The organism is Pedobacter sp. (genome assembly GCF_965227205.1).
Classification (GTDB): Bacteria; Bacteroidota; Bacteroidia; order Sphingobacteriales; family Sphingobacteriaceae; genus Pedobacter.
On record NZ_OZ245727.1, the window covers coordinates 4,675,677 to 4,688,684 of the forward strand.

At 35.0% G+C, this 13,008-nt stretch carries 13 protein-coding genes; 8 read left to right on the forward strand and 5 right to left on the reverse strand.

Annotated elements, in window-relative coordinates:
- A complete protein-coding gene (locus ACO05K_RS20370) occupies positions 1-1,209 on the reverse strand; it encodes a 3-deoxy-D-manno-octulosonic acid transferase (protein WP_421946213.1) in 1,209 nt (402 codons plus the stop codon).
- 67 nt (positions 1,210-1,276) lie between these two features.
- Here ACO05K_RS20370 and ACO05K_RS20375 point away from each other — a divergent pair, with 67 nt between their 5' ends.
- Genes ACO05K_RS20375 through ACO05K_RS20395 form a run of 5 tightly spaced genes read left to right on the forward strand, consistent with a single transcriptional unit; the run spans position 1,277 to position 5,910 of the window.
- Positions 1,277-2,587, forward strand: coding sequence for a UDP-glucose dehydrogenase family protein (locus tag ACO05K_RS20375; protein WP_421946214.1), 1,311 nt, complete (start codon positions 1,277-1,279; stop codon positions 2,585-2,587).
- A gap of 1 nt (position 2,588) precedes the next feature.
- The gene (locus tag ACO05K_RS20380; RefSeq protein ID WP_290241538.1) at positions 2,589-3,578 is read left to right on the forward strand and encodes a UDP-glucuronic acid decarboxylase family protein; all 990 of its coding nucleotides are present in this window, start codon (positions 2,589-2,591) and stop codon (positions 3,576-3,578) included.
- Positions 3,579-3,580: 2 nt separating this feature from the next.
- Positions 3,581-4,600 carry a UDP-glucose 4-epimerase GalE gene (galE, locus tag ACO05K_RS20385; RefSeq protein WP_421946215.1) on the forward strand — a complete coding sequence of 340 codons (1,020 nt, stop codon included), beginning with the start codon at positions 3,581-3,583 and terminating at the stop codon, positions 4,598-4,600.
- Positions 4,600-5,154, forward strand: coding sequence for a hypothetical protein (locus ACO05K_RS20390; RefSeq protein WP_421946216.1), 555 nt, complete (start codon positions 4,600-4,602; stop codon positions 5,152-5,154). Before galE ends, ACO05K_RS20390 begins: the two co-directional genes overlap by 1 nt.
- 18 nt (positions 5,155-5,172) lie before the next feature.
- A complete protein-coding gene (locus ACO05K_RS20395) occupies positions 5,173-5,910 on the forward strand; it encodes a tyrosine-protein phosphatase (RefSeq protein WP_421946217.1) in 738 nt (245 codons plus the stop codon).
- Between the two features lie 11 nt (positions 5,911-5,921).
- Here ACO05K_RS20395 and ACO05K_RS20400 read toward each other — a convergent pair whose 3' ends face one another.
- Both ACO05K_RS20400 and ACO05K_RS20405 read right to left on the reverse strand, forming a co-directional pair.
- Positions 5,922-7,154 (reverse strand): ABC transporter permease, encoded by a 1,233-nt coding sequence (locus tag ACO05K_RS20400; protein ID WP_421946218.1) that lies wholly within the window; start codon positions 7,152-7,154, stop codon positions 5,922-5,924.
- Positions 7,155-7,265: 111 nt separating this feature from the next.
- Positions 7,266-7,619: a HesB/IscA family protein gene (locus tag ACO05K_RS20405; protein ID WP_421946219.1), complete on the reverse strand. Its 354-nt coding sequence runs from the start codon at positions 7,617-7,619 to the stop codon at positions 7,266-7,268.
- A gap of 92 nt (positions 7,620-7,711) precedes the next feature.
- On the opposite strand from ACO05K_RS20405, the gene ACO05K_RS20410 reads away from it, so the two are divergent.
- The 3 genes from ACO05K_RS20410 (at position 7,712) to dnaA (ending at position 11,817) form a co-directional block, all read left to right on the forward strand.
- Complete coding sequence (locus ACO05K_RS20410; RefSeq protein ID WP_421946220.1) at positions 7,712-8,242, forward strand: hypothetical protein; 531 nt, start codon at positions 7,712-7,714, stop codon at positions 8,240-8,242.
- A 127-nt stretch (positions 8,243-8,369) separates the two neighbouring features.
- Positions 8,370-9,917: an acyl-CoA mutase large subunit family protein gene (locus ACO05K_RS20415; RefSeq protein ID WP_421946221.1), complete on the forward strand. Its 1,548-nt coding sequence runs from the start codon at positions 8,370-8,372 to the stop codon at positions 9,915-9,917.
- A gap of 469 nt (positions 9,918-10,386) precedes the next feature.
- Positions 10,387-11,817 (forward strand): chromosomal replication initiator protein DnaA, encoded by a 1,431-nt coding sequence (dnaA, locus tag ACO05K_RS20420; RefSeq protein ID WP_056088409.1) that lies wholly within the window; start codon positions 10,387-10,389, stop codon positions 11,815-11,817.
- Between the two features lie 176 nt (positions 11,818-11,993).
- On the opposite strand, the gene ACO05K_RS20425 is transcribed toward dnaA, so the two are convergent.
- Both ACO05K_RS20425 and ACO05K_RS20430 read right to left on the reverse strand, forming a co-directional pair.
- Positions 11,994-12,542, reverse strand: coding sequence for an NUDIX hydrolase (locus tag ACO05K_RS20425; RefSeq protein ID WP_421946222.1), 549 nt, complete (start codon positions 12,540-12,542; stop codon positions 11,994-11,996).
- A gap of 39 nt (positions 12,543-12,581) precedes the next feature.
- Positions 12,582-12,971, reverse strand: coding sequence for a hypothetical protein (locus tag ACO05K_RS20430; protein WP_421946223.1), 390 nt, complete (start codon positions 12,969-12,971; stop codon positions 12,582-12,584).
- Between the last annotated feature and the right edge of the window lie 37 nt (positions 12,972-13,008).

Here is a 13,008-nt window from a genome sequence, read left to right on the forward strand (position 1 = left end):
TTAAAAAATCTCATCTAAAATAATTTCTGTAGCACCTTTGTTCTCTAAAACATAATTTTTGGCAGCTGCCGATGATTTTTCGCTAGTGGCAAGATATTCAAATGCAACTATCAGTTCGTTTTGATTGGAAATGCTTTTTGCAGCATCAATTTTAATCAAATCTTTCGCCTCTTGAAATTTATCATACTTCGGTCCAAAAATTACAGGTAGTCCAAATGCTGCGGCTTCAAGTGTATTATGTATTCCTGCGCCAAATCCTCCGCCAATGTAGGCAAGTTTGCCATATTGGTACAGAGAAGAAAGCATTCCGATATTATCAATAATTAAAATATTGGATTCTTGTATCTTACCAGTTTTCAATTTTGAAAACCTAACAGAACCTGTAAACAGCTTCTCGATATTTTGAATATGATTTTCATCCACTTCGTGTGGAGCAATAATAAATTTCCAATCTTTATGTTGAAGAGCTAATTCAGCTATTAGTTTCTCGTCTTCCGGCCAGGTACTACCACAAATTATAGTTTTTGTATCTCCACAAAAATCTTCAATAATTGGAAGTTGTTTAGGTTGCTGTGCGTTTTCATAAACCCTGTCAAATCTTGTATCTCCGCTAAGTGTTGTAGCAGTTATGCCAATTGAGTTTAATAAATTTTCACTTTCCTTATTTTGAACAAAAAAGTGTGTAACTGATTTTAGGATATTACAATAAAATTTACCATAGCTTTTAAAAAAAACTTGATTTGGTCTGAAAATTCCAGAGATTAAATATAGCGGAATATTGTTTTTCTTAAGTTCTGCAAAGTAAAAATACCAAAATTCGTATTTGGTAAAAATTGCCATTTCTGGCTTTATTAAATCAATAAATTTTTGAGCATTTCTTCTTGAATCTATAGGTAGATAGAAAATGGCATCAGCCAGTGCATAGTTTTTTCTAATCTCATATCCAGATGGTGAAAAAAAAGTGATAATTATTTTTTTTTCTGGCTTTAATGCCTTTATTTTCTCAAGAACTGGTCTCCCTTGTTCAAATTCGCCCAAGGATGCAAAATGAAACCAGATGTTCTGGTCAATCGGATTTACTTTTGCGGCTATGTTTCTGAAAATCTGCTTTCTACCCGCGATAAATAATGCTGCTTTTTGATTAAAAAACGAAAAAATCCAAATTAATAAGCTATAAATTTTAATTCCTAATATATAAAGTAAAAGCATTTGTTGGATTTTATTATCTTCGTGGCAAGATAAAACGAAATTACTTAAAATCCCCTATAAATAGAATATGAAAATAGCTGTAGTTGGTACAGGATATGTAGGTCTGGTTACCGGGACATGTTTAGCAGAAACAGGAAATAATGTTATCTGCGTGGATATAAATGAAGCAAAAGTAAAAAAAATGCAGGATGGTCAGGTTCCGATTTATGAACCAGGACTAGATCTTCTTTTCCATAGAAATATAGAGCAGGGAAGATTGCATTTTACAACTAATCTTGCTGAAGCAATTGAAGAAGCTCAAATTATCTTCATGGCTTTACCAACGCCTCCAGGTGGCGATGGAGCCGCAGATCTTTCATATATTTTGGGAGCAGCAAAAGATATTTCTAAGCTGATAAAGGATTATAAAATTATCGTTAACAAATCTACCGTACCCGTAGGAACAGCAGATAAAGTTAGAACCGTATTTACAGAAAACACAAACATTGAAGTAGATGTCGTTTCTAACCCCGAGTTTTTACGCGAAGGTGTTGCCGTTGAAGATTTCATGAAGCCTGACCGTGTAGTTTTAGGTACAAAAAGCGAACGTGCTAAAAAACTAATGACCGAACTTTATGGTCCATATGTTCGCCAAGGAAATCCAATTTTGTTTATGGATGAGCGTTCATCTGAACTAACTAAATATGCTGCCAACTCATTCTTAGCAACAAAAATCACATTCATGAACGAAATCGCTAACCTTTGCGAATTAGTTGGTGCAGATGTTGATGCTGTAAGAAGAGGAATTGGTTCTGACGATAGAATTGGTAAACGCTTCTTGTTTCCAGGTATTGGTTATGGTGGCTCTTGCTTCCCGAAAGATGTACAGGCATTGGTAATGGCTGCAGATGAGAATACATATGACTTCCAAATCCTTAAATCGGTAATGGAAGTTAATGAACGCCAAAAAACAATCCTAGTTGATAAACTTTTAAAATATTACAAAAACGATATCCAGGGTAAACATTTTGCACTTTGGGGTTTAGCCTTCAAACCAGAAACTGATGATATCCGCGAAGCTCCGGCTTTGTATATTATTGATGCTTTGGTTAAAAATGGAGCAACAGTTACGGTTTTCGATCCGGAAGGAATTGAAAATGTTAGAAACCTGATTGGCGACAAAGTAAACTATGCTACAAATCAATATGATGCACTTGAAAATGCTGATGCACTTTTAATTGCAACAGAATGGTCGGTATTTAGAAATCCGGATTTCGAAAAAATTGAAACTACTTTAAAAAATAAAGTAATTTTTGATGGACGTAACCTTTACGATTTAGAAAAAATGATCGACCTGGGTTACTATTATAATAGTATTGGCCGTAAATTAGTAGATTAAGATGAGCACTAAAAGAATATTAATTACTGGAGCAGCCGGCTTTTTAGGCTCGCACCTTTGCGATCGTTTTATTAAAGAAGGTTACCATGTTATCGGCATGGATAACTTAATTACTGGCGATTTATCCAACATTGAACATCTTTTTCACTTAGAGAATTTCGAGTTCTATAATCACGATGTTTCAAAATTTGTTCATATTCCGGGCACTTTAGATTACATACTTCACTTTGCATCACCAGCAAGTCCAATCGATTATTTAAAAATTCCAATCCAAACTTTAAAAGTTGGCTCTTTGGGTACGCATAATCTTTTAGGTTTAGCCAGAGCAAAAGGCGCAAGAATGCTAATTGCATCAACTTCTGAAGTTTATGGTGATCCAAGTGTTAATCCCCAACCAGAAGAATATTGGGGTAATGTAAATCCGGTAGGACCGAGAGGTGTTTATGATGAAGCTAAACGTTTCCAGGAAGCCATAACGATGGCTTACCATACATTTCATGGCGTAGAAACCAGAATTATACGAATCTTTAATACTTACGGACCAAGAATGCGACTGAATGACGGACGTGTATTACCAGCTTTCATTGGTCAGGCTTTAAGAGGAGAGGATTTAACCGTTTTTGGTGATGGTAGCCAAACGCGTTCTTTCTGTTATGTTGATGATTTGATTGAAGGTATTTATCGTTTATTGATGAGTGATTACGCTCAACCAGTAAATATTGGTAACCCGGATGAAATCACGATTAAACAATTCTGCGAAGAAATTATTAAACTAACCGGAACATCACAGAAGATAGTTTACAAAGAACTTCCACAAGATGATCCGAAACAACGCAGACCAGATATTACAAAAGCAAAAGCTTTGCTTGGCTGGGAACCAAAAGTTGGCCGTGCTGAAGGATTGAAAATTACTTACGAATATTTTAAATCATTGCCAGAAGAGGCTTTGGCGAAAATTGAGCATAAAGATTTCCAAAAATATAATCGATAACAATGTCTAAAATTTTAGTTACCGGCGGTACAGGTTACATAGGTTCTCACACTGTTGTTGAGTTGCATAATGCAGGCTATGAAGTTGTAATTGTAGATGATCTTTCAAATTCTGATATTAAGATTTTAGATCAGATTGAAAAGATTATTGGTATGAAACCTGAGTTTTATCAGTTTGATTTATGTGATGAAGCGAAAGTTAAAACTTTTTCGGACGAGCATTCAGATATTTCAGGTATAATTCACTTTGCGGCTTCAAAAGCAGTTGGCGAATCTGTTCAAAATCCATTGAAGTACTACCGGAACAATTTTTTTAGCTTGATTAACCTTTTAAATTCTTTCAACAAAACAAATTTTGTTTTCTCTTCATCTTGCACCGTTTATGGTCAGCCAGATAGTTTGCCGGTAACAGAATCGGCAGCTGTTAAGAAAGCAGAATCGCCATACGGCAACACTAAACAGATTGCAGAAGAAATTTTAGTTGAAACAGCTGCGGTAACTCCAGATTTGAATGTTATCGCTTTGCGATATTTTAACCCGGTTGGTGCACACAAAACCGCTCTAATAGGCGAATTACCAAATGGTGTTCCGGCAAATTTAGTTCCTTTTATTACGCAATCAGCAATTGGTAAACGTGGTCCAATTACCGTTCATGGTAACGATTACAGTACACCTGATGGCAGTGCAATTCGCGATTATATCCATGTGGTTGATTTAGCGAAGGCGCATGTTGCCGCGATTAAACGATTAGAATCTGAAGAAGCAGATGGTAATTACGAGGTATTTAACATTGGTACCGGAAAAGGCTCTTCTGTTTTAGAAATTATTACAGCTTTTGAAAGTTCTACCGGAGAAAAACTGAATTACCAAATCGGACCAAGACGTGGAGGTGATATCGAACAAATTTTTGGCGATGTTACAAAATCGAAAGAGGTGCTGAAATGGCAAACCGAGCTTGATATAAATGAAATGATGCGTTCTGCATGGGAATGGGAAAAATATATTAAGGCAAATCCTTTTTAATGAAGCTTGCTGAGCACAAAAACTTAAAAACCGCAATAACTGATTTACCTGTAAAAGAAAAGGATAAATTGTTATTGCGGTTAATTGCTAAAGATAAAGTGCTTACAGAACATCTTCATTTTAAACTGCTGGAAGATGAAAGCGATTTAGAATATCGCAAAGAAAATATCAAAAATGATATAGAAATCCAACTCCCAGAACTTAAAAAGTTAAATGCAAAAGATGCTCTGGCCAAAGTTAGGAAGATGATTACGCAAGTAAATCATTTCTATAAGGTTACAAAAGATTCTATCGGCGAGGTTGAGTTAAAAATATTTGTGCTAAATGTTATTCCCTTAGAATATAAAAAATCGTTTTTAGGATATCGCGATTTTGGTTTCCTTTTTGCAAGTTTTTATATTAAAACCACCCAGGTTACTATAAACAAATTCAAAAAACTTCATGAAGATTTACAGTTTGATTTAACAGAAAATTTAAATCAACTGCTAAATAAAATATATTCTTCTAAATTAGCCGCAGTTGCAGAATCTTCGGATTTGCCGAATGAAATTTAAATACCCAAGTCCCTTACAATGTTTGGATTATTCAAGAAGAAAAAAGTAATTCCTGATTTTAACTTTTCTACAATAGGAACGGATATGCACTCGCATATTATTCCAAGTATTGATGATGGGGCGCAAAGTCTGAAGGATTCATTACTTCTTGCTGAGCAATTTAAATCACTAGGATTTAATAAGCTGATTGCTACGCCACACGTAATGGCAGATTATTTTCGTAATACTCCAGATACCATAAATCGTGGTTTAGAAGTGTTACAAAAAGGATTAGAAGAAGCAAAAATTGATTTAAAGGTAGAAGCCGCTGCTGAGTATTACTTAGATGAAACGCTGGAAAAAAAAGTTAAACAAAAACAGGTTTTAACCTTCGGGGCACAATACATACTATTTGAATTATCTTACATAAACGAACCGCAGAACCTATTCGAGATTATTAAATTGATAATGGATACTGGATATACTCCTGTTTTAGCGCACCCTGAAAGATATCCTTATTACTATTCTTCAATAGAAAATCTTCATAAAATAAAAGAATCAGGATGTTTACTCCAGTTAAACTCTATTGCATTAACAGGGTACTATGGCTCAGGAGCAAAAAAAGTTGCTGATGAAATGGTCGAACATCATTTAGTTGATTTTATTGGAAGCGATATGCATCATTTAAAACACGCAGCAGCATTAGAAAATTCATTATTAACCAGTGGGATGAGTACTTTGCTAACTCAACACCAACTTCTTAATAAAAAACTCTAAACTAATCTCGGTTATTCGTATCTCAGTGCCTCAACTGGGTCTAATCTCGAAGCCTTTTTAGCAGGGTAGTATCCTGATAAAATTCCAACGCCAACACATATACCAAAGCCACCAATAATAAATGCCCAAGGAATTATAAATGAACCGCCCATTGCCAGAGAAATCAGGTTTCCAATAACAATACCTAAAAATATTCCGAAAGTTCCACCCATTAAGCAAATCACAACTGCTTCGATTAAAAACTGGCGTCTAATTACTTTTGGGTTCGCACCTATAGCTTTGCGTATTCCAATTTCTCTTGTTCTTTCTGTTACAGACACAAGCATAATATTCATCAGTCCAATTGAAGCACCGATAAGTGTTATAATTCCAATTGCAACGCCTCCAATTGCAACAAAAGCTAAATTTTCGAATAAGGTTTGAGCGATAGCATCACTTTTAGTAATTTCAAAGTTATTAGGATCATTTACTTTAACCTTACGGATATTTCTAAATAACGAGGTCGATTCTCCTATAACAGCCTCCTGCATCTCATTGGTTGGAACCATTACCGTGATGGTGTAAGATGGATTGGCATTTGAATTAATTTGTTTGGCCTTTAATAGCGGAACATACACTGCTCTATCGCCACTAAAACCCATACTTGAACCTTTGGCTGCTAAAATTCCAACTATTTTGAAGCGATTATTGCCAACATTAACCATTTTATCAATCGCTTCGGTATCCTTAAATAGTTTATCTACAACCTCACTTCCAACAATACATACGTTACTACCCATCTGTACTTCAGATTTGCTAAAGTTACGCCCGTCAGAAAGGCTCAAGCCTTGAGAGTTCAAACCATTTTCATCAATACCCTGAACATTAATGTTTGGATTGGTCTTTAAGCTTCCGCTTTTTACTGTAGAACCGCCACTTGCAAATACACTTACCGCAACTGTAGCAGGTGTGTTTAAACTATCTTTAAATCTAACAGCATCTTCATAACGAATTGCTTTGAAAGGTTTAGGCCTTTTTCCTTGTCCACCAATTCTAATTCCTGTACCTCTGTTTCGAATGGTAAAAGAGTTAGCGCCCATGCTACTGAAAGCACTTGTCATACTTGCTTTTACAGCATCTAAAGTTGTTAAAATACCAACTAAAGCACTTAAGCCAATAGCAATAATTAATGCTGTGAGCATAGTACGTAACCTATTGCTTTTGATTGATTGCAGTGCAAGCCTGATATTTTCCCTGTAATTCATTTAGTTTATTGGAGTAGTGGCAATTGTTTGTAGCGACAAATTTCTATAAAAATAAAAAAGTCCCGATGTTTAGACAAAGGGACTGTGCAATATGTTACAATATAATTTTCTTTATGCCGAAAAACTTGTTCCGCAACCACATGTACTGGTAGCATTTGGGTTAACAAATGTAAAACCGCGAGAGTTTAAACCATCTTGCCAATCAATCATCATTCCCATTAAATACATTTGATGCGCTTTATTCATAAATACTTTAATGCCATCTATGAAAAATTCCTGATCGCCATCTTTTTTCTGGTCGAAACCTAAAATGTAGTTCATGCCGGCACAACCACCACCTTCTACACCTACGCGTAGACCGTAATCTTCATTAATTTCCTGCTGATCTTTTAATTTTAATAACTCTTTAGTTGCGCCTTCTGAAAAAGAAACCGGGGCAAATGCTGTATCTACTGTAGTACTCATGTTATTTAAATTTTATCTTTTACAAATATAAATAATAATGTACATTTTTGCTTTTAACGGGATGTTAATATTACCGTAATTAAACAATACATATGATTATACAACAGATCGTTATAGATGTTTTAACATTATTTGTGGGCATTACTTTAGCCTTGTTAGCAATTTATTATTTGGTTAAAGCTGATATTCATCGGTTTTTTAACCTGAAAACTATTGAGCTAAATAAAGAAAACAGAGCGCAGCTTTTACCTTTAAGGCTTCAGGCTCACGAACGCTTAATTATTTTTATCGATAGAATTAATCCGGCAAATCTACTTGTTCGTTTACATCAACAAGGTATTGATATTTCTACACTACAAGCAGGCGTTTTAAACGAAGTACGTTCAGAGTATCAGCATAACATAACACAACAGCTATATATTGATAGTGTAACCTGGAATGTAGTACGCAAATTAAAGGATGATACAATCGGCATGATTAATAATGCGGTTCAAGGTTTGCCTGCAGGTGCAAATGGAATTGAATTGAGTAAAGCAATTTTACAACATATGGCTACAATAGATGAAAATCCATATGATTTAACTATCGAGTTGATTAAAAAGGATATACAGAAGATGTTTTAATTTATTGGGTTAATTGGATAATTGTTTAAACCGTTAATCGAATCTATAAGCCGAATCAATTTGAGGAACCATTCGGACAATTAACCAATTAAAACAGTTTAACGGTTAACCATTTACATAAACAAATATGAGCGATAAAAAACATACTACAACATCAGGAATCGAAATTAAGGAACTTTATACTTCTGCTAATCCTGTTGAAGAAAAACCAGGTGAATTTCCTTTTACACGCGGTATTCAAAAAGATATGTATCGCGGCAGATTATGGACCATGAGGCAATATGCCGGATTTTCAACTGCAGAAGAATCTAACAAACGTTATCATTATCTACTAAATCAAGGTACAACAGGTTTATCTGTAGCTTTTGATTTACCAACACAAATAGGTTACGATTCTGACCATGAAATGGCTGATGGTGAAGTTGGTAAAGTTGGCGTAGCAATAGATTCATTAAAGGATATCGAAATTTTGTTTGATGGTATCGAATTGAAAGAAATTACAACTTCAATGACCATTAATGCTACTGCATCAATTTTATTGGCAATGTATATAGCTTTAGCCAAAAAACAAGGTGCAGATTTGAAGCAGATTTCGGGTACTATACAAAACGATATACTAAAGGAGTATGCCGCAAGAGGAACTTATATATATCCGCCAAAGCCTTCAATGCGCTTAATTACCGATATTTTTGAGTTTTGCAGCAGTAGTGTTCCAAAGTGGAACACCATTTCAATTTCTGGTTATCACATTCGCGAGGCGGGGTCATCTGCTGTGCAGGAACTTGCATTTACTTTGGCTAATGGTAAAACCTATCTTAAAGCTGCAATAGATAAAGGCCTAGATATTAATGTTTTTGCCAAAAGATTGTCTTTCTTCTTTAACTGCCATAATAACTTTTTTGAAGAGATTGCAAAGTTTAGAGCTGCTAGAAGGATGTGGGCAAAAATTACAAAAGAACTTGGTGCAACTGAAGAAAAGGCTCAGATGTTACGCTTTCATACCCAGACAGGTGGTTCAACATTAACGGCGCAACAGCCCCTTAATAATGTAATAAGAGTTACAAACCAGGCAATGGCTGCGGTTTTAGGCGGTACGCAATCCTTACACACAAATGGTTATGATGAAGCCCTTTCATTGCCAACGGAGGCGGCGGCAAAAATCGCTTTGCGTACCCAACAAATTATAGGTTTTGAAAGTGGCGTAACCGATACGGTTGACCCTTTGGCAGGTTCATTTTTTATAGAGAACCTAACGGATGAAATAGAAGCAGCTGCCTGTAAATATATCGATAAAATTGATGCGATGGGCGGTTCTGTAAATGCAATAGAAAACGACTATATGCAGAATGAAATTGCGGGAGCTTCTTATCAATACCAGAAGGAGATAGAAACAGGAGAACGTGTTTCGGTTGGGGTAAATAAATTTGTTCAAGAAGAAGAGGGCTTAACAGATGTTTTTAATATTGATGATTCAATAAGAAAATTACAAACTGAAAAGTTAACCAAATTGAAAGCTAAAAGAGATAACAAAGCAGTAGAAAGGTCGTTAAATAATCTAGATGATGCAGCACAAGGTAATGCTAACCTTATGCCATTTATAATAGATGCCGTAGAACATTATGCTACACTGGGTGAAATTGCCGATGTATTTAGAAAAACCTTTGGAGAATATTAAACTCCTGCTCAATGAAAATCAGCAGTGCATATCAAATATTTCAGTTTGAAATTTCCCCAAAAGGGTAAAAATTACCACAATTTTGAGGTAGTGTTTCCTGGTTTGTACTGGGTAATTTTACTTATTTGAAATTACACCTTTGATAATCAGTTAATTTATGCTATTGTGGATTAAAGATTTGTTAAATTATCAAATCATGGCTTAGAATTTGCTTTTCCGATGTTGATTTGAATAATTGGGTGAAATAGCCTGTAAATCGATTTTTGATGTGGAAAACCTATGTTAATAAATAGTTATCCACATTAAAAATTTAGGTTAAGTAGGTTAGCTACCTGCTTATGAATAGGTTACAAAATAATTGAAATTTTTGTTTCAAATGTTGATAATTTTCTCAATATTCGTAGTCCCGAAACGGACCACCCCGTAAATTCGAATCGGCACTGTAAACCAATAAATTATAGAAATCGCAATGGAAAAAACTTGTACAGAAGTGTGGAAGAACTGTCTTCAAATTATTAAGGATAATATCCCGAATCAAAGTTTCAAAACTTGGTTCGAGCCTATAACAGCCCTTAAATTGGAAGGTAAGGTTTTAACCATACAAGTGCCAAGTTTGTTCTTTTACGAATGGCTTGAAGAACACTACGTAGGCTTACTACGCAAAACTGTAAAGAAACAGTTAGGCGAAGATGGTAGGTTAGAATATAATATCGTTGTAGATAAATCATCTAACAGCGGTAGTCCTTACACAACAAATATGCCTTCAAACGGGAATGGGGCAGAAGCAAAGGTACAGTCGATGCCAATCCCTGTATCAATAAATAAAGACATTAAAAATCCGTTTATTATTCCCGGATTAAAAAAATTAAACGTCGACCCACAATTAAACTCTAACTATACATTTGAAAATTATATTGAGGGAGATTGTAATCGCTTAGCCCGTTCTGCAGGTTATGCAGTAGCAGCTAAACCAGGCGGCACATCATTTAATCCATTAATGATTTATGGTGGCGTAGGTTTAGGTAAAACCCACTTGGCTCAAGCCATCGGTAATGAGATTAAACGCAGCATGCCAGATAAGCTTGTTATCTATGTGAGTTGTGAGAAATTTTGCCAACAGTTTGTAGATTCATTAAAGAACAATACAATTAATGATTTCGTTAATTTCTACCAGGCAATGGATGTTATCATTATGGATGATGTACACAACTTTGCAGGCAAAGAAAAAACACAGGATATTTTCTTCCATATCTTTAATCACCTACACCAATCTGGTAAACAGGTTATTTTAACATCAGATAAAGCACCAAAAGATTTAGCTGGTTTAGAAGAGCGTTTGTTGAGCCGTTTTAAATGGGGCTTATCTGCCGATTTACAGATTCCGGATTTAGAAACGCGTATCGCAATTTTAAGAAAGAAAATGTATGCTGATGGTATCGAGTTACCAGGCGAAGTTGTTGAATATGTTGCACACAATATAGATAACAATGTACGTGAACTGGAAGGTGCAATGGTTTCATTGTTAGCTCAGGCTACTTTAAACAAAAAGGAAATCGATTTAAATCTTGCGAAGCAAATGCTGAAGAACTTCATCAAGAATACTTCAAAAGAGATTTCGATGGAATACATTCAAAAGTTAGTTTGCGAATATTTCGAAGTACCGGTTGATATGGTTAAATCGCAAACACGTAAACGCGAAATTGTTCAGGCTCGCCAAATTTCAATGTATTTATCAAAAAGCCATACAAAATCATCATTAAAAACTATTGGTGCTTTCTTCGGCGGCCGTGACCACAGTACGGTAATTTATGCTTGCCAAACTGTAGAAGATTTAATCGATACAGATAAAAAGTTTAAGGCTTACGTACACGATATTCAGAAAAAATTAAAAATGAGCTAGTTAAGGTTTAGGGTAGCAGGTTGAGGGTTTAAGGTAAAAACCAAAGTGCTTAATTCAAATTCACTGTAACAAAAAAGACCTGATTTGCTAAAATCAGGTCTTTTTTGTTACAGTGAAATTCTTGAATGACTTAGATGTCCTAAGGTTTCTTAGGTGGTAAAATATTTACTCCAAGTTTAGCCTTTCTCAATCTCTGCCAAACCATAATGCAAGGCAGCGACATGAAGTGCTTGTGCAATTTTGTTCTCCTTTAATAGATCCTTTAATTCTTCAACAGTATATTCTTCAACATTTAAAATTTCATGTTCATCTAAATGTTGGTCGTGAGTTTTAACACCGCCAGTTAAAAAATAAGTAAACGTTTTATTGGTAGAAGTTGCAGGATTAGGGTAAAGTTCAACAATATATTTACAGGTTTTAAAACTGTATCCAGTTTCTTCAAGCAACTCTCTTTTTATCGCAGTTTCAGGTGTTTCATCGCCATCAATAACGCCACCTGGAATTTCTAGTGAAATTATATCTGCCGCGTGGCGATACTGACGAACCATAATAACCTTGCCATCCTCGGTTAGTGCAATTGCATTAACCCAATTTGGATACTCTAAAACATAATAATCATCTTTAACAACTCCGGTCTGCAGTTCACAGGTATCAACCCTTAATGTTGCCCATTTCTCTCGAACTAAATATTTCGAGGCAATTTTACGCCACTTCTCTATAATCATATAATGTAAATTAAACCTTTGGATACTGCGTTTACAGTTTTAAACTAAATATTGTTGAATGTTATTCTGACGATGGAAATTAACAAGATGTACAATTTTGTGCTTATCTGAAAGTAATTTATAAATAAGATTAAGCTTTGCTGCGATGATTTTATTTCTTTCCTCACTTAGTCCAAGTTCGTAATACAGAAACTCACTAAGTGAATCTAATTTCTCTGCTGATAATTCACTGCCCTCTAACCAATTGTTAAAAGCAGTTAAATCCTCATTTTCCAAAATATCTTTCGGTAGATTGAAAGCATTGGCAATTGTCTCATCAAAAATATCTTGAGCCTCAACAAATTTACCTTCCAATTTGAGTCCCATTATTTTTGCTAAAACTTCAGCTAGTTTCTGTATTTCTGCCGTAATTAAATCTTTTCTATACACTTTAACAAAGTTGATTTAAACTAAACTTTAGTTAAGT